Source organism: Actinomadura sp. SCN-SB (assembly GCF_043906805.1).
Taxonomy (GTDB): Bacteria; Actinomycetota; Actinomycetes; order Streptosporangiales; family Streptosporangiaceae; genus Spirillospora.
Genome location: NZ_JBIMPP010000006.1, coordinates 66,215 through 83,438, shown reverse-complemented (window position 1 = coordinate 83,438; position 17,224 = coordinate 66,215). Strand labels below are relative to the sequence as shown.

The window sequence follows — 17,224 nt, the reverse complement described above, 5'->3', positions numbered from 1 at the left end:
CCTTCACTCTGAGGTCTTGGATGGACGGAGGGGCACGCGGGCGGGGGGCGGACCGAGGGGCGGGACCGTCCACCGCCGAGGACTTCCCTCGGGGCGCGCGCTCGGCGCGGATCCCTGCTGCCCCGGACCACCGCGTCCGCGGCTTGCTTGTTGACGCCTTTCTAGATCATGACACGCTCTCGACCGCGACGTGACGCATGCCGCGCATCACTCCTCAACGAGCCGGATGACGCCGTAGTCCCAGCCTCTCCTCCTGTATACGACGGAAGGGTGACCCGTGGCCTTGTCCCGGAAGAGGAAGAAGTCGTGGCCGACCAGTTCCATCTCGAAAAGCGCCTGTTCGATGCCCATCGGGTCGGCCTTGTGGAACTTCTCGCGCACGACGAGCGGGCAGTCGCCCTCCGTCGGGATGGGCACCAGCTGCTCGTCCGCCCGTTCCTTGCCGCGGGCCGTCGCCGGCGCCGGGTCGGCCTGTGCGGGCTTCGCGGGCACGGATCGGGTTCCTTGTGGGCGGCGCCGCGCCGCGTTCCCGGCCTTGCCGCCCTGCGGCGCGGGAGCCGCGTCCGCGGTGGCGTCGGGAATCGCCTCCATGGTCGCGAGCTTGGCCGGTGACCGGCTGCCGTGGTGGACCTTCCTGCGGTCGTGTTCGCGGCGCAGCTTGGACTCCAGCTTGCCCAGGGCGAGGTCGAGGGCTCCGTACCGGTCGTCCGCCGCGGCCTCGGCCCGGATCACCGGGCCCTTGGAGCGGATCGTGAGCTCGACCCGTTCCCACTGGTCGGCCTGGCGCGGGTTGCGTTCCTGCGAGACCTCGACGTCGACCCGCATGACCTTGCGGTCCAGCCGCTCGATCTTGGCCAGCTTGGTGTCGACGTGGCGCCGGAACCTGTCGTTGACGTCGGTGTGACGGCCCCTCACGGTGATGTCCACGCGGGACCCCCCTTCTCCCGATTGCGATCTTTCGCCCGTCCCGTCCCTTCGGACGCGCGGGACGGGCGTCACGACCCGCTGGGGTCGCACCCGCCCGGCCGACCTGGTCTTCGTCCCCACATCCGCCTGCTGAGGGGCTCGCGGCGCTCTCGCCACTACTGCCCTTCTCCCGGTTCGAGGGATGTCGGATCCCTCGACGGGGCAGGACTTACCTCTAAGGCGCACCGTGATCGGTCGACGAGAAGTCGCCTTACGTGGGCCGTTTCGCCTGCGCCTGGCATCGGCTTGCCGGACCGGCTGCCACGCTCCTGACGAGCGCTGCGATCCGGCGCAACCACGGACCCGGGCGGGTGCCATGTCAGGAACGCTAACCGCTTACGCCATGAATGTCAGGGGGGTGACGCCAGGAAATACTCACGGACGGTCATCACCGATGTCCGCGTCGCCACCTGCCTCACCCCCTCCGAACCCGCTCCCAAGCCGTTGCACCAACGTAATCCGCGTGCATCCCCCGTCCACCACCGGCGCAGGTCATGGCTGTCTGACCAGCCGGTGAGTTTGACAAAGCTCTACCGTCCACATCACTCGGCGTGACCATTGACCATCCCCCATTCACGGAGCGTCCCCACCAAACCGGACCCCCGCCCACTACTCCATGTAACTAAGCACCCTGTGACCGACCCCACACGAACATTCTCGCCCTCACCCCCTCCCCTCCCCTCCCACCCCTCCAGGGCGCGCCCCCGAGCCACCTCCCCCTGGACCCCCGACAACCCAAACCACCATCCACCCGACCCATCTGCTTGACCTGCCACCCGCCCAGCGGGACCACGCTTGGGCGGGCCCCGCTCAGCTCGGCCTCCGTTCAGGCTGATACCGGTCGGTCCAGGCCCGGCTCAGGCGGGGCTCGGCTGGAGTGGGCGCTGCTTCGGGGGTCCGTTGTTGCGTGTGGGTTGGTTATTGGGGGTGGGATGGGTGGTGTTTGGGGGTGGCGGCTACGGTGGCGGCGGCTTGGACTCGGGCGCCTGCTGCTCTCAGGGTGCGGGCGGCTTCGGACAGGGTGGCTCCGGTGGTGATGACGTCATCGACCAGGATGATGTCGCGGCCCGCCACCGGGGCTCCTGGGAGGACGCCCAGGGCACCCGCCAGATTGCGCGCTCGCGCGGTTTGGGACAGGCCGGCCTGGTCGGCCACCCTGCGGCGGTGGTAGAGCGCGTCCAGGCCCGTGACAGGCGCACCGGACGTACGCAGAGCGTGGACGGCGGCCACGGTCATGCGCCGGGTGGGGTCGTGGCCGCGCTTCCGCAGGGCCGCACGAGAGCTGGGGACGGGCACGACGGCCACGCCAGGACGGGTGACGGCCGTCCTGATCGCGGTGGCCAGGGCGCGGCCTAAGGGCTCCGCCAGCGGGGTGCGGCCCCGTTCCTTGTGGGCCACGATCGCGGCGCGCACCGGGCCCTCGTAGCTCGCGGCCGCCCAAGGGGACGGGAGTCCCCTCGGGATCGGGTCGGGCCACGCGGGACGCGGCGTGTTCCCGGCCAGGAACGCCAGGCACGAGGCGCACAGAAGGGCGGGTGAGCGCCCGCAGCCGGCGCAGAGCTGGGGAAGGAGCAGGTCGAGCAGGTCGTCCAGGAGCTTCATACGTTCAACGATGAGGCGTGAGGCCCTGGGGCGGGATGGGGTGCGGGGAATGTGGATAACTTCGCGGGAGGGCTGGTCAGCGCGGGTACGTGGGGTCGGCGCCCGGGATGTTGCAGAGCCATTCGCTGAACTGCTCGCGAGGGCTGCTCTGGCGGCAGACGCTGTTGCTCCCGTTGGAGCGGGTGCCGATCAGGACGGGTTCGTTGGGGGCCGCGGCGATCGACTGAGGGGTTCCCAGGGAGCCGCCGCCCAGGGAGCGGACGGCGCTGCCGCTGACCGGGACCAGGTACGCGAGCACCTGCGAGTCGGTGGTCTTCTGCCCGAGGACGGCCAGCGTCCCGAAGTCGCTCCAGGCCAGGTCGATGGCGCCGCCCAGTTCGGAGCTGACCGGCAGGAACGAGCCGACGTCCGTGCCCCCGCCGTGGACGATGCGGCCGATCTGCACCTGCGCGCTGCCCTCCACGTCGACGATCGCGGCGACGCGCACGCCGTCCCGGGCGATCTTGAAGGCCAGCACCTTGCGCCCGCCGAGCCCCCAGTGCGCGACGCGCACGGGGGCGCTTCCGCGTGACTCGCGGACCCACAGCCAGGACTGGTCGTCGGTGTACTCCACCGTCCAGAGCCTGCCCTCGCGGTCCCAGGACGGCGGGGTGAAGCGCGAGCCCTTCTGGGAGCCGTTCAGCACGGTACGGACCCTGGCGCCCGCCACCAGGTGGACGGCGAGCAAGCGGTCGTGCTTGGGGCTGAGCCCGGCGACCTCCACGAAGTCGGGCGCGACGGCGGGGCGGGACAATCGGCCTCCGCCGGTGGTGACGGGCTGCGGCTGGCCGCCCTGCTGGAGCACGTTCAAATGACCGGTGAGGCCCACCACGTAGGCGGTCTGGTCGGCGACGACGCCGTCGGGGGCGTTCTCCTGCCACGACCGGACGGGCTGCGTGCTCGGCACGTCGGACGGCGCGATCGTCTCGCCCTCGATCTGCAGCCGCCACTGCTTGATCTCCGACAGCTGCCGCAGCGTCCAGCTGAGCTGCGCGGACATCCGTTCGACGCTGCCGGACAGGGCCTCCCGGCTCAGGTCGACGGTGGCGACGTTCTTGCTGACCGTGACGCCCCGCCCGCGCAGCCGGGTCCCGGCGGGGAACGCGCTGTTCACGGCGGGTTCCAGCCATGGCGTCGGCCCGCCGAGCAGCGCCCGGACCAGATGGGTCGGCAGCTCCTGGCGATTCCCCAGCGGCAGGAAGATCCCGTTGGGGACGAGGGTGCGGCGGTCGGGCGCGTAGAAGAACAGGTTCACCGGACGGAACGCGCGGTCCACGTCGTTCTTGGTGAGCAGCAGCCCGGTCTGCGCCTCGGCGGGCAGGCCGGTGAGCCGCCACACCCCGCCCGCGACCTTGCCGACCTGGAACGGCACGTCGATGGGCTTGGGGTCGGCGGTGTACTGGCCGCTGGGGTCGATCGTGCCGAGCTGCCGGCCGGTGACCAGCACCGTGGCGGCGTTCGCGGTCTCCTTGACGATCTCCAGGTCGGGCCGGTCCTGGAGGACGGTGACGGCGGGCCGCGGGGTGAGCCGCCACAGCGTGCGTCCCGCCAGGTATTCGCGCGCCACCGCGTGATCGTCGTCGAAGCTGGCGGACGCGGCCAGGAACCCCGAGACGATCTGCGCCGGCCCCCAGTCGGGACGCGGATGTACCGGAATCAGCCGGACATAGGGGTCATCGACCTGCTCGGACCCCTCGGCGGGCCGTCCCGAGACGACCCGCCCGCCGCTCGGCACGCTGACGCAGCCCGCGAGCAGCCCGGCCGCCGCGACCAGGAAGAACACGAAGGCCCAGCGGCGCGCCCACGATCGCCCGTCCCCCGGGCGGGGCGGGAGCGGCGGCGGTCCGGGGATGATCATTCGCCCGCCTCCAGTTCCGCGAAGAGGGGCGGAGGGCTGTCGCCGCCCGGGGGCACCAGCGGCAGCGGCGAGCCGCGGAGTTCGGCACCGGCCACCCGCGGGAGGGAGAGGCGGAACTGCGAGCCCTGCCCCGGTTCGCCCCATGCCTGGAGCCAGCCGCCGTGGAGCTGGGCGTCCTCGCGGGAGATCGACAGGCCGAGCCCGGTGCCGCCGGTGGTACGGGCGCGGGCCGGGTCGGCGCGCCAGAACCGGTCGAAGACCATCTGGCTCTCCCCCGGCTTGAGGCCCACGCCGTGGTCGCGGACCGTCACGGCGACGGCGTCGCGGTCGGCGCCCACGGACACGACGATGTCCTCGCCCTCCCCGTGCTCGACGGCGTTGACCAGGAGGTTGCGCAGGATCCGCTCGACACGGCGCCGGTCGACCTCGGCCATGCACGGCTCGCCGGGCAACTGGAACACCACCTTGCTGCCCTTGCGCTCGGCGAGTCCCTGGATGTCGCCGACGGCGCGCAGCACCAGGTCGCGCATGTCCAGGGACTCGGCGTCCAGGGTGGCGGCGCCCGCGTCGTGCCGGCTGATCTCCAGCAGGTCGGCCAGCAGCGACTCGAACCGCTCCAGCTGGCTTTGTAGCAGCTCCGCGGAACGCCCCACCGCCGGGTCGGAGAAGGTGTCGCGGTACTCGTAGAGCATGTCCGCCGCGATCCTGATGGTGGTCAGCGGGGTGCGCAGCTCGTGCGAGACGTCCGAGACGAACTGCCGCTGCACCTGCGACAGGTCCTCCAGCTCGACGATCTTGTCCTGGAGGTTGGCGGCCATCTCGTTGAACGAACGGGCCAGCCGGGCCAGATCGTCCTCGCCGCGGACCCGCATCCGCTCCTCCAGCCGCCCCGCCGCCAGCCGTTGCGCGCCCTGCGCCGCCAGCCGCACCGGGATCACCACCTGCCGGGTCACCAGGGACGCGATCGCCGCGAGCAGCAGCACCAGCACCGCGCCGACGGCGGCCAGCGAACGGCCCGTGATCGTCAGCGTGCTCTGCTCCTCCGACAGCGGGAACAGGTAGTACAGCTCGTACTGGCCCGCCTTGCCACCGACGATCAGGCCGGGCTCGGAGGGACGGCCGATATAGGACAGCCGCCCGAAGGTGTGGTTGCGGGTGCCCGGCGGCCCCTTGGCCACCTCGTCCCTGAGGCGCTGCGGGACGCTCTCCTGCCGCAGCTCGTTGGTGGCGAACCCGTCGAAGTACGGCTCCCGCACGTCCCGGATGTAGACCTCGTACAGGCCGGAGGGGCCGCTGCGGGACTTCAGCCCGTTCAGGACTCTCTCCAGCCGCCGGTCCGCGTCCGCGCTGGACGGAGGGCTGCCCAGGTCGCGCTCGACGGCGCCCAGGCCCTCGTTCAGCTGGAGCTGCGCGGCCTTGATCTTCCCGTCCATCAGGGCGGTGGTGATCTGCTGCATCAGGAACAGCCCCAGGATCGCGACGACGATCGCGGAGATGAACAGGGTCGAGGTGACCACCCGGAGCTGGATGGAGCGGCGCCACCGCGCGTAGGCGCGGCGGACCACGCCGCGCAGCACCCGGCGTCCCGTGCCGAGCCCGCGGCGGGCGACCCGCTTGACCCTGTTCATCGCGCCCTGTTCATCGCGCTGCCCATGGCGGCCTGTTCATCGCGGCTGGCTCGTCGTGTGCCCGCGCGCCGCGGCGGCGGGCCCGGACGGGCTCGTTCAGGCCGGACCGGCCTTGTATCCGACGCCGCGCACGGTCACCACGATCTCCGGCCGCTCCGGATCCCTCTCGATCTTGGCGCGGAGCCGCTGGACGTGGACGTTCACCAGCCGGGTGTCGGCGGCGTGCCGGTAGCCCCATACCTGTTCGAGCAGCACCTCGCGGGTGAACACCTGGCGCGGCTTGCGGGCCAGGGCCACCAGCAGGTCGAACTCCAGCGGCGTCAGCGGGATGTGCCGGTCGCCGCGCTTGACCGAGTGCCCGGCCACGTCGATGGTGATGTCGCCGATCTGGAGCGTCTCGGGCGCCGGCTCGTCGGTACGGCGCAGCCGCGCCCGCACCCGCGCCACCAGTTCCTTCGGCTTGAACGGCTTGATGATGTAGTCGTCGGCGCCCGATTCCAGGCCCAGCACCACGTCCACGGTGTCGCTCTTGGCGGTCAGCATGACGATCGGAACGCCGGACTCGGCGCGGATCTGCCGGCACACGTCGATGCCGTCGGCGCCGGGGAGCATCAGGTCCAGCAGCACGAGGTCGGGCCGGGTCTCCCGGAACGCCTCCAGCGCCTTGTCACCGTCGTGGACGAACGACGGCTCGAACCCCTCGCCCCTCAGCACGATGCCCAGCATCTCGGCGAGAGCGAGGTCGTCGTCGACGACCAGTACACGTCCTCTCATGGCCCTCATCGTCACAAAGTCGGGAGTCGGCGGCGTGCAGGGGAAGCAGAAGGCACACCTTGGCGTGCCAGGTTACCCGCGTTTGTCTCGTACATGACCCCTCCTCGCAAGCGGAACGACCTGCGTCCCCGCCCGCCACCGCGGCACGGCCCGTCCCGAGGGGCCCAGGGCAGGCGCCGGAGGGCGGCGACCGGCGGCGTGGAGCCGGGGGCCTGCCGCGGCCGGTGGACCGACTTCCACCGGGCTCCCACGGGGCCCATCGTCCCCCGGCACGCCCGGACAGGCAATCGTGGTCGCCCGCCCGTGACAGGATGGCCGGACGAGTCATCCCCAGGGAGCCGGAAATGCCGATACCGGACGGCAGGGGCGAACGCGCCGTCCCGGACAGGGCGCCCCCGCTGGACATGGACGCGACGGTCGCGGGCGAGATCCCGTTCCGGCCGTTGTCGATCTCGGAGATGCTGGACGGGGCGATCGCCTGCGTCCGGCTGTTCCCGCGCGCCGTGCTGGGCCCGTCGCTGGCGATCACCGCGGTGATCCAGGTCGCCGGATCCATCGCGGCCTACTACTTCGTGGGACGCACGGCCCGCGCCGAGGTCAGCCCGGACTGGATCGTGCGGTCCGTCGGCACCCAGTTCGCGCTGGGGGCGTTCGGCCTGGTGCTGTCGGCGTTCGGGATCGTGGTGCTGGCCGGGATGCTCGGCCCGGTGCTGGGCCGGGCGCTGATGGGGTCGCGCGCGACGCTCCGCTCGACCTGGCGCGACACCCGGCCGCGGCTGTGGCGGCTGATCGGGATCGCGCTGATCGTCACGCTGCTGCCGCTGGCCGCCATGATCGTGCCGGTGGTGCCGTTCGCGCTGTTCCTGGCGGTGGAGGCGGATCCGGTGGCGATCCTGCTCGCCGCGGTCATCGGCTTCCCCGTCGGCGCGGTCCTCATGATCTGGCTGTACGTGCTGCTCGTGCTGGCCGCGCCCGCGCTGGTCCTGGAACGGGAGACGGCCGGCGGGGCGCTGGAGCGGGCCTGGACGCTGTCCAAGGGCCGCTGGTGGCGGACGTGCGGGACGCTGCTGCTGGCCATCCTCGTCACCGTGTTCATGGGCTTCTTCGCCCTGCGCATCCCGTTCCTGCTGATCCAGCTACTGTTCTTCGGGAGCGGAGGGGACCAGTCCACGACCATCCTGGCCCTCACCGTCGACACCGTGGGACGCATCGTCAGCTGGACGGTGGTGCTGCCGTTCGACGCGGGCGTGATCGCCCTGCTCTACATCGACCGCAGGATGCGCCGCGAGGGCTTCGACCTCGAACTGCGGGCCCGCGTCCACGAGAGCGCCGCCGCGCCCCGTGCCGCCGGCAACGGGCAGGCCGCCGCCGAGGACGGCGAGCAGGACGGCGAGCAGGACGGCAGGGAGCCCGGCGACGACTTCGTCGCGCACTGGCGCGTCAGACCCTCCCTTCAGCCCGGGGCGACGAGGGGGACGCCATGAGACTCGATCCGATCGGCCGCGACGAGGCCCGGGAGCTGGCCCGGCGCGAACTGGAGAAGCCGATCTACCACCGGGACGAGCCGTCCTGGCTGGAACGCCTGCTGGAACGCGTGGTCGACTGGCTGAACGAGCTGTTCGGCCGGCGCCTGGTCCCCGACGGGCAGGGCGCGGGCGGCGGCTGGCTCTCGCTGCTGATCATCCTGCTGCTGGTGGCCGTCGCGATCGCGCTGATCGCCTGGCTCATGCGGGGACGGCTCAACACCCGTTCGCGGCAGGAGGCGCTGCTCGACGAGGAGCCGACCACCGCCAAGGACCACCGCGCGGCCGCCGAGGAGTTCGCCGCCGCCGGCGACTGGCCCAACGCGATCCGGGAACGCCTGCGCGCCCTGGCCCGCGACCTGGAGGAGCGCGCGGTGCTCGCCCCGCGGCCCGGCCGCACCGCGGACGAGCTGGCCGCCGAGGCGGGCGAGGCGCTGCCCGCGCTGGCCGGCGACCTGCGCGAGGGCGTGCGGATCTTCGACGACGTCTGGTACGGCGACCGGCCCGGCAGCGCGGACGCCTACGCCCGTGTGAGGGACCTGGACGACAAGGTCCGCGCGGCCCGTCCCCGCCCCCTCGGCGACGGCGCCGAAGACGGCGAGGAGGACAAGGCGATGGCGGGCGCCGCCGGTGAAGGGGGCCTCCGATGGTGACCGGCACCGAGCAGGCCCCGGCCCCCGCCACGCAGGGCGCGGACGGCGGGGACGTCCCGTCGGCAGGGCAGATCGCGGGGCGCCGCTGGAAGGCGTCGCGGAGCATCCTGGCCGCCGCGCTCGCGGTGATCGTGCTCGCGCTCGGATTGGCCGCGCTGCGCCCGTCCGGCTCCGCCCAAGCCGGGGACCCCGAGTCCCCCACCAGGCGCGGCACCAGGGCGCTCGCCGAGATCCTGAGGGGGCACGGGACGCCCGTGCGGGTGTCCAGGGACGCCGGGGACGCCGCCGCCTCCGCCACCGCCGGGACGGTCCTGATCATCACCCGTTCGGAACGGCTGACCCGCTCCGACATCGCGCGGCTCCAGGGCGTCCAGGCCGACCTGCTGCTGGTCAAGCCCACGCGGGACGTGCTCGAAGGGCTGGCGCCGGGCGTGGAGAAGGCCGGCGACACCTACGAGGAGACCGCCGAGCCCGGATGCCCGCTGGAAGCGGCCACGCTCGCCGGACGGGTCCACTTCGGCGACTCCGACACCTACACCGCCCCCGCCGGAGGCACGGCCTGCTACCGCGACCGGGCGGAGACGGACTCGCGGGTGTACCGGCTCGTCCAGGTCCGCGCGGGCGACCGGACGATCACGGTGCTCGGCTCCGGCACACCATTCACCAACGAACGGCTGGACGAGGAGGGCGACGCCGCGCTGGGCATGAACCTGGCCGGGGCGCGCTCCTCCGTGGTCTGGCTGATCCCCGACCTGCCCGAGCCGGGCAGCGGCAGCGAGGAGAAGACCCTCACCGGCCTGCTGCCGCTGGGCGTCAAGCTGTTCTTCCTGCAACTGGTGATCGGCGTCGTGCTGCTCGCGCTGTGGCGGGCGCGGCGGCTCGGGCCCGTGGTGGCCGAGGCGCTGCCGGTGGTCGTCCGGTCCGCCGAGACCGTCGAGGGACGGGCGCGGCTGTACCGGGCGCACCGGGCCCGCGGCAGCGCCGCCGAGGCGCTGCGCGCCGGGACCAGGGAACGGCTCGTCCCCCTCCTCGGGCTGCCCCGCAGCGCCGCCGACGACCCCGCCTCCGCACGGGAGATCGTCACCGCCGTCGCCCAGCGCACGACCTACGACGAGGCGATGGTCGGAGTGGCCCTGTACGGTCCTGAGCCCACGGACGACGGCCGGCTGGTGGGCCTCAGCGACCTTCTCGACGACCTGGAAAGGCAGGTACGCACCTCGTGAACCATCCAGTCGGACTCGACAAGCAGGCCGCGGCCGATGACGCGCCGGCCGAGGCGGCCGACACCGCCAGGGCCGCCCTGAGAGCCCTGCGGGGAGAGGTCGCCAAGGCGGTCGTCGGCCAGGACTCGGTGGTCACCGGCCTGGTCATCGCGCTGCTGTGCCGCGGTCACGTGCTGCTGGAAGGCGTCCCCGGCACCGCCAAGACCCTGATGATCCGCACCCTGGCGCGCGCCCTCGACCTGGACTTCAAGCGGGTCCAGTTCACCCCCGACCTCATGCCGGGCGACGTCACGGGCTCGCTGATCTACGACAACCGGACCGCGGAGTTCGAGTTCCGCGAGGGACCGGTGTTCACCAACCTGATGCTGGCCGACGAGATCAACCGGACGCCCCCGAAGACCCAGGCGTCGCTGCTGGAGGCCATGGAGGAGCGGCAGGTGTCGGTGGAGGGCTCGCCGCGCGCGCTGCCCGACCCGTTCGTGGTCTGCGCCACCCAGAACCCCATCGAGTACGAGGGCACCTATCCGCTGCCGGAGGCGCAGCTCGACCGGTTCCTGCTGAAGCTGAACGTGCCCGTCCCCACCCGGGACGAGGAGATCTCGATGCTTCAGCGGCACGCCACCGGCTTCGACCCCCGCGACCTGTCCGCCGTCCAGGCGGTGGCGGGCGCCGACGAGCTGGCCGCCGGGCGGGCCGCCGTCCGCACCGTCCACCTGGACCCGAAGGTCGCCGCGTACGTGGTGGACCTGTGCCGCGCCACCCGGCAGTCGCCGTCCCTCACCCTGGGGGTGTCGCCGCGTGGCGCCACCGCGCTGCTGGCCACGTCCCGCGCGTGGGCCTGGATGTCGGGACGCGACTACGTCACCCCCGACGACGTCAAGGCGCTGGCCCGGCCCACCCTGCGGCACCGCGTCCAGCTGCGTCCCGAGGCGGAGCTGGAGGGCGCCACCGCGGACGGCGTGCTGGAAGGCATCCTCGCCCACGTCCCCGCGCCGCGCTGATCCCCGGAACGAGGTGATGGTCTGATGGCGCTGACCGGACGGCTCGCCCTGCTCGCCCTGCTCGGCGCCCTCGTGCCGATCGTCGTGCAGAGCTGGTGGGCGCTGCTGGGCGTCTGGGCCGCGCTCCTGCTGGGCGTGGTCACCGACCTCGCCGTGGCCGGGAACGTGCGGGCGCTGCGCTTCCACCGCGAGGGCGACACCAACGTCCGGCTCGGCGAGACCGCCCGCGTCGCGCTGATCGTCGAGAACATGGGGCGGCGCAGGCTCAAGGCCGTCGTCCGCGACGCCTGGCCTCCCAGCGCCGGCGCGGCGCCCCGTACCGTACGTGTGGACGTGCCCGCGGGCGAGCGCCGCCGCGTCGAGATCGTCCTGCGCCCCACCCGGCGCGGCGACCGGCACGCGGTCACCGTCACCGTCCGCTCCCAGGGGCCGCTCGGGCTGGCCGCCCGGCAGCTGTCGCGTCCCGCGCCCTGGACGGTACGGGTGCTGCCCGCGTTCCCGTCCCGCCGCCACCTGCCCGCCAAGCTGTCCAAACTGCGGCAGCTCACCGGCCAGCACGTGGCGCTCATCCGCGGGCAGGGCACCGAGTTCGACTCCTTGCGCGAGTACGTGGACGGCGACGACGTCCGCTCCATCGACTGGCGCGCCACCGCGCGGCGCGCCGACGTGATGGTGCGCACGTGGCGCCCGGAACGCGACCGCCGCCTGTACCTGGTGCTCGACACCGGCCGCACGTCCGCGGGCCGCGTCGGCGACATCCCCCGGCTGGACTGCTCGATGGACGCGGCGCTGCTCCTGGGCGCGCTGGCGTCCCGCGCGGGCGACCGCGTCGACATGCTCGCCTACGACCGCCGCGTGCGCGCCCGCGTGGAAGGCGCGTCCCGCACCGAGGTGCTCCCGGCGATGGTGCAGGCGATGGCCCCGCTCGAACCCGAGCTGATCGAGTGCGACGCCGCCGGGATGGTGTCCACCCTGCTGTCCCGGGTCCGGCAGCGCTGCCTGGTCGTGCTGCTCACCGAGCTGAACGGCGCCGCGCTGGAGGAGGGCCTGCTGCCGCTGCTGCCCCAGCTCACGTCCCGCCACCTGGTCATGCTCGCCGCCGTGGGCGACCCCCGGGTCGGCGAGATGGCCGGCGCCCGCGGCGACCTGGCCTCGGTGTACGACGCGGCCGCCGCGGAACGCGCCCGCGCCGAACGCCGCCGCCTCACCGCCGAACTCCGCACCCACGGCGTAGAGGTCGTCGACGCCCCACCAGAAGACCTGGCCCCCGCCCTGGCCGACGCCTACCTGGCCCTCAAAGCAGCAGGACGGCTGTAACCCTTCGCGCGGTCACCGGTGATTCTCCTAGTACCCTCTAAGGGCGAGGAAGCATGCAGACCCGGCCCTTATGACGGGCATCTTCCGAGGAAGTGGACAGAAATGGGCGCATTGCCGGAATGGATGTTGTCGCTTCCCGAACAAGGACTCACGGCGGAGGAATACGATCGGATGCCGGCAGAACATTGCCGGAACATCGAAATCGTCGACGGGAATATCGTCGTGTCCCCCTCCGCGACTCCAAGGCACAACCGCATCGCCTGGCGGATGGCCGGCGCCCTGGAGAAGATGCCGCCAGAGCCGTGGCAGGTGACGACCGACGTCGATCTGCGCATCTCCGAGGTCCCGCTGACCAACCGCCGCCCCGACGTCATCGTCTTCAGGGGCGACCCGGACGAGGTTCCGGTGCTTCCGTCGTCCACCATGCTCGTCGTGGAGGTCATGAGTCAGGGCAGCGTGAACACGGACCGACTGGACAAACCCGCCGAATACGCCTCAGTTGATATACCGCATTTCTGGCGTATCGAACGCGATGGCGCCGGGCTGATCGTCTATACGCACATCCTGAACCCCACGACCAAGAGCTATGCCCCGGCGGGCGCTCACTCCCTCACGTTGAAGACCGACCGGCCTTTCCCGCTGGAGATCGATCTGACCACTCTGATCTGACCCGCTCGTCTGACCCGCTCGCCTGAGCCGCTCAGCCTGAGGTGGGGGCCAGGTCTGGGCGGAGGTCGGTGTCGCCGGTCTCGCCTTGGCGGAGGGCTCGGCGGCCCAGGACGATGACGTAGGCGAGGAACGCCGCCTCCGCGACCACGCCGATGCCTATGCGGAGCCAGGTGGTGTGGACCCAGCCGGTGACGAAGCCCTCGATGAGACCGGAGACCAGCAGCGCCCCGATCAGGCCGAGGGCGATGCCGACCGCGGCGCGTCCCTCCTCGGCCAGGGCCTGTGCGCGGCGGCGGCGTCCCGGGTCGATCACCGTCCAGCCGAGCCTGAGGCCGGCGCCGCAGGCCAGGTACACCGCGGTCAGCTCCAGCAGGCCGTGCGGCAGGATCAGGCCGAAGAAGATGTCGCCCTTGCCGTGGGCGAACATCAGCCCGGCGACGACGCCCAGATTGAGCTGGTTGACCACCAGGACGGAGATCGTGGGGATGCCGAGCAGGATCCCGAAGATCAGCGCCACCGCGGACACCCACGCGTTGTTGATCCACACCTGGAACGCGAACGAGGCCGCCGAGTGCTCGGTGTAGTAGTTGGCGAAGTCCCGTTCCACCAGCTCGCGGATCTCGTACTGGGTGCCGACCGCCGCCTGCGCCTCGGGGCTGCGCGCCACCCAGATCGCCAGCGCCAGCGCCAGCAGGTTGCCGAGCACCGCGCAGCCCAGCCACCACCAGCGTGTCCGGTACGCGATCGCCGGGAACGACGTCGTGGCGAAGCGCGACACGTCCCGCCACAGCGGGGCCTGCGCGCCCGCGACCGCCGCCCGTCCCCGCGCCACCAGCCCCGACAGCCGCCCGACCAGCATCGGGTCGGGTGAGCTCGACCGGACCACCGACAGATGGGTGGCGGTGCGCTGGTAGAGCTCGACCAGCTCGTCGATCTCCGGGCCGGTCAGCTTGCGGCTGGAGTTGATCAGCCATTCCAGGCGCCGCCACTCGGCGTTGTGCGCGGCCACGTAGGCGTCGACGTCCACCCGGCGAGACTAACGCCTGAAACTCACCGGCGCGGCTGCGATACGGGCACAATGGACACGCACCGCCCGCTCCGGAGGAGGCCCCTTGCCCCAGCTCGTGACCGGCGAGGCCGTCGCGCTCGACATCCGGGTGGCGCGGCTCGCCAGCCGGGGGTGCGCCCTTCTGCTGGACCTGTTCTTCCAGATGTTCATCCTGAACATGCTGCTCTACCTGGCCGGGATGACCGCGCTGATCGCCGACGAGGCGTGGTCGGTGGGGCTGAGCATCCTGGCGGTCGCGCTGGTGATCGTCGGGTACCCGTGCACGTTCGAGACCCTGTCGCGGGGCCGCACGCTGGGCAAGATGGCCGTCGGGCTGCGGGTGGTCGCCGACGACGGCGGCCCGATCCGGTTCCGGCAGGCGCTGGTGCGGGCGCTGGCCGGGTTCGTGGAGTTCTTCGTCCTGTACGGGGCGCCCGCGCTGCTCACCTCGCTGTTCAACCGGCGCGGCAAGCGTCTCGGCGACCTGTTCGCCGGCACCGTCGTCATCCAGGAGCGGGTGCCGCACTCGGCGCTGCACGGCCCGGTCGCGGTGATGCCGCCGCAGCTGGCCGGGTGGGCGCGCACGCTCGAGGTCTCGATGCTCTCCGACGAGCTGGCGATGACGGCCCGGCAGTACCTGTCCCGGTTCTGGGAGCTGCGGCCCGAGATCCGGGACGAGCTGGGCGAGCGGATCGCCAGGCAGGTGCTCGCCGTGGTCAGCCCGCCCCCGCCGCCCGGGGTGCGCCCGGAGATCGTCATCTCCGCCGTGCTGGCCGAACGGCGCCGCCGTGAGGAGTGGCGCCTCTGGCAGCGCCAGGAACGCCGCAGGCGCAAGCAGGGCCGCGCCTGGCCCCCCGCCGTCCAGCCGCCCGCCCCCGTGCCCGCGATGGCCATGGCGGGGGCGCCTCCGGCCGGTCCGGCGCGGCAGGGGCCGCCCGCGCCTCCGCCGTTCAGCGCTCCGCAGCCGGGTCAGCCGCGGTTCCTGCCGCCGCCCGACTATGGCGCCGGCCCGTACCAGCAGGTCCTGAACCGGCCGCCCGGCCCGCCGTACTGATTCAGGGCAGGGACGCCAGGCTGGGCGGGGTCTCCAGGTCCGCCAGCTCGATGCCGGGGGCGTCCAGGACCACGTCCCCTGCCAGGTGGAAGACCTGCGCCTCGCCTGTGGCGAGATCGGCCACCTCGTAGCGGGCGACCGGCAGCGGTTCGGTCTCGGTCTCGTAGGTGGTGACCTCGGCCAGGCGCCACCGCCGGTCGACGGTCAGCGCGGACAACGCCGTTCCCGTGACCTGGACGAGCCGGATGTCGGCGTGCCCGCCCGGTTCCAGCCGCAGCGAACGCGACACCGCCACGAGAAACCCGGGCGACTCCCCCAGGAAGCCCAGGGCGCGCACACTGCGTTCCGTGGCCTCCGGACCGCCGCCGCGCACCCAGATCAGGTCGTGCCCGCTCACACCGCCGCGGATCCACCAGTCGGGACCGGCCAGTTCCACCCTCATCTGCCGCCAGCGGGCGTCCACGACCAGGTCCACGCGCAGCCCGTCCGAACGTTCACCGACGTAGCGCCAGCCTCCGGCGCCCGGTGCGCACTGGAAGCGCTCCTCCAGGTCCGGCTCCAGGTGACGGTACGTTCCGCGCGGCACGGGCGGCGCCTCAGGAGCCCAGCCGCCAGGAGTGCAGGTAGTCCTCCTGGGCGTCGGTGAGGGTGTCGATGCCGATCTCCATCGAGGCCAGCTTGAGCCGCGCCACCTCGGTGTCGATCTCCTTCGGCACCTGGTGCACCGCCGGTTCCAGCGACGCGTGCGCGGACGCCAGCCAGGCGCAGGTCAGGGCCTGGTCGGCGAACGACATGTCCATCACGGCGGCCGGGTGGCCCTCCGCCGCGGCCAGGTTCACCAGCCGCCCCTCGGCCAGCAGCACCAGCGTCCGGCCGTCCTCCAGCACGTACTCGTCGGCCTGCGGGCGGACGCCCCGGTGCACGTCCACCGCCAGGTCCTCCAGCGCCCGCACGTCGATCTCGACGTCGAAGTGGCCGGAGTTGGCGAGGATCGCGCCGTCCTTCATCACCCGCAGATGCTCGGCGCCGATCACGTCCCGGTTGCCGGTCACGGTGATGAACACGTCCCCCTGCTTGGCGGCCTCGGCCATCGGCTGGACGGCGAAGCCCTGGAGCGCCGCGTCCAGCGCCTTCACCGGATCGATCTCGGTCACCACCACCCGCGCGCCCAGCCCCCGCGCCCGCTCGGCGAGCCCGCGGCCGCAGTAGCCGAAGCCCGCGATCACGACGGTCTTCCCGGCCAGCAGCGTGTTGGTGGCGCGGACGATGCCGTCCAGCGTGGACTGCCCGGTGCCGTACCGGTTGTCGAACATGTGCTTGGTGTCGGTGTCGTTCACCGCCACCACCGGGAACCGCAGCGCCCCCTCGCGCACCATCTGGTGCAGCCGGATGACGCCCGTGGTGGTCTCCTCGCACCCGGCCTTCACCGTGTCCAGCAGGTCCTGCCGCTCGGTGTGCAGCGTGTTGACCAGGTCGCAGCCGTCGTCCAGGACGAGGTCGGGCGCGGTCTCCAGCGCCTGGCGGATGTGCCGGTAGTACCCCTCGCGGTCGGTGCCGGACCGCGCGAAGACCTCCGCGCCGTACTCCTGGACCAGCGCCGCCGCCACGTCGTCCTGCGTGGACAGCGGGTTGGACGCCGCCAGCGCGACGCTCGCCCCGCCCGCCTGGAGGGTACGGATGAGGTTCGCGGTCTCGGTGGTCACATGCAGGCACGCCGCGATCCTGTACCCGTCCAGCGGCCGGTCCTCCGCGAACCGTTCCCGGATCTGCCGCAGCACCGGCATCGTCCGGTCGGCCCACCCGATCCGTTTCACGCCCTCGTACGCCAGCGAGACGTCCGCGATGTCGCTCATCTGCTCCCTCATGAGA

At 72.4% G+C, this 17,224-nt stretch carries 15 protein-coding genes; 7 read left to right on the top strand and 8 right to left on the bottom strand.

Features of this window, described 5'->3' with window-relative positions:
• Positions 1–207 precede the first annotated feature (207 nt).
• From hpf to mtrA, 5 genes are all read right to left on the bottom strand, one after another.
• A complete protein-coding gene (gene hpf, locus ACGWYJ_RS05835; RefSeq protein ID WP_395104531.1) occupies positions 208–927 on the bottom strand; it encodes a ribosome hibernation-promoting factor, HPF/YfiA family in 720 nt (239 codons plus the stop codon).
• A gap of 957 nt (positions 928–1,884) precedes the next feature.
• The gene (locus ACGWYJ_RS05830; protein ID WP_395104530.1) at positions 1,885–2,568 is read right to left on the bottom strand and encodes a ComF family protein; all 684 of its coding nucleotides are present in this window, start codon (positions 2,566–2,568) and stop codon (positions 1,885–1,887) included.
• 76 nt (positions 2,569–2,644) lie between these two features.
• Entirely contained in the window at positions 2,645–4,465 is a 1,821-nt protein-coding gene (locus tag ACGWYJ_RS05825; RefSeq protein ID WP_395104529.1) for an LpqB family beta-propeller domain-containing protein, read from the bottom strand.
• Positions 4,462–6,093, bottom strand: coding sequence for an MtrAB system histidine kinase MtrB (mtrB, locus tag ACGWYJ_RS05820; protein WP_395104528.1), 1,632 nt, complete (start codon positions 6,091–6,093; stop codon positions 4,462–4,464). Before mtrB ends, ACGWYJ_RS05825 begins: the two co-directional genes overlap by 4 nt.
• Before the next feature lie 96 nt (positions 6,094–6,189).
• A complete protein-coding gene (gene mtrA, locus ACGWYJ_RS05815; protein ID WP_395104527.1) occupies positions 6,190–6,867 on the bottom strand; it encodes an MtrAB system response regulator MtrA in 678 nt (225 codons plus the stop codon).
• Between the two features lie 344 nt (positions 6,868–7,211).
• Between mtrA and ACGWYJ_RS05810 the strand changes: the two genes are divergently transcribed.
• The 6 genes from ACGWYJ_RS05810 to ACGWYJ_RS05785 all read left to right on the top strand — a co-directional run bounded on the left by ACGWYJ_RS05810 (position 7,212) and on the right by ACGWYJ_RS05785 (position 13,253).
• Entirely contained in the window at positions 7,212–8,351 is a 1,140-nt protein-coding gene (locus ACGWYJ_RS05810; RefSeq protein ID WP_395104526.1) for a hypothetical protein, read from the top strand.
• Positions 8,348–9,043 (top strand): DUF4129 domain-containing protein, encoded by a 696-nt coding sequence (locus ACGWYJ_RS05805; protein ID WP_395104525.1) that lies wholly within the window; start codon positions 8,348–8,350, stop codon positions 9,041–9,043. Before ACGWYJ_RS05810 ends, ACGWYJ_RS05805 begins: the two co-directional genes overlap by 4 nt.
• Positions 9,037–10,266, top strand: coding sequence for a DUF4350 domain-containing protein (locus ACGWYJ_RS05800; RefSeq protein WP_395104524.1), 1,230 nt, complete (start codon positions 9,037–9,039; stop codon positions 10,264–10,266). The genes ACGWYJ_RS05805 and ACGWYJ_RS05800 overlap by 7 nt, the downstream gene beginning before the upstream one ends.
• The gene (locus tag ACGWYJ_RS05795) at positions 10,263–11,267 is read left to right on the top strand and encodes an AAA family ATPase (protein WP_395104523.1); all 1,005 of its coding nucleotides are present in this window, start codon (positions 10,263–10,265) and stop codon (positions 11,265–11,267) included. Before ACGWYJ_RS05800 ends, ACGWYJ_RS05795 begins: the two co-directional genes overlap by 4 nt.
• A 24-nt stretch (positions 11,268–11,291) precedes the next feature.
• Positions 11,292–12,584 (top strand): DUF58 domain-containing protein, encoded by a 1,293-nt coding sequence (locus ACGWYJ_RS05790; RefSeq protein WP_395104522.1) that lies wholly within the window; start codon positions 11,292–11,294, stop codon positions 12,582–12,584.
• Between the two features lie 102 nt (positions 12,585–12,686).
• Positions 12,687–13,253, top strand: coding sequence for a Uma2 family endonuclease (locus ACGWYJ_RS05785; protein WP_395104521.1), 567 nt, complete (start codon positions 12,687–12,689; stop codon positions 13,251–13,253).
• A 31-nt stretch (positions 13,254–13,284) separates the two neighbouring features.
• Here ACGWYJ_RS05785 and ACGWYJ_RS05780 read toward each other — a convergent pair whose 3' ends face one another.
• Positions 13,285–14,280: a stage II sporulation protein M gene (locus ACGWYJ_RS05780; protein ID WP_395104520.1), complete on the bottom strand. Its 996-nt coding sequence runs from the start codon at positions 14,278–14,280 to the stop codon at positions 13,285–13,287.
• 85 nt (positions 14,281–14,365) lie between these two features.
• Between ACGWYJ_RS05780 and ACGWYJ_RS05775 the strand changes: the two genes are divergently transcribed.
• Positions 14,366–15,355 carry an RDD family protein gene (locus ACGWYJ_RS05775; RefSeq protein WP_395104519.1) on the top strand — a complete coding sequence of 330 codons (990 nt, stop codon included), beginning with the start codon at positions 14,366–14,368 and terminating at the stop codon, positions 15,353–15,355.
• Between the two features lies 1 nt (position 15,356).
• On the opposite strand, the gene ACGWYJ_RS05770 is transcribed toward ACGWYJ_RS05775, so the two are convergent.
• Both ACGWYJ_RS05770 and ahcY read right to left on the bottom strand, forming a co-directional pair.
• Positions 15,357–15,941, bottom strand: coding sequence for a hypothetical protein (locus ACGWYJ_RS05770; RefSeq protein ID WP_395104518.1), 585 nt, complete (start codon positions 15,939–15,941; stop codon positions 15,357–15,359).
• 10 nt (positions 15,942–15,951) lie between these two features.
• Positions 15,952–17,208 carry an adenosylhomocysteinase gene (gene ahcY, locus ACGWYJ_RS05765; RefSeq protein ID WP_395104517.1) on the bottom strand — a complete coding sequence of 419 codons (1,257 nt, stop codon included), beginning with the start codon at positions 17,206–17,208 and terminating at the stop codon, positions 15,952–15,954.
• Between the last annotated feature and the right edge of the window lie 16 nt (positions 17,209–17,224).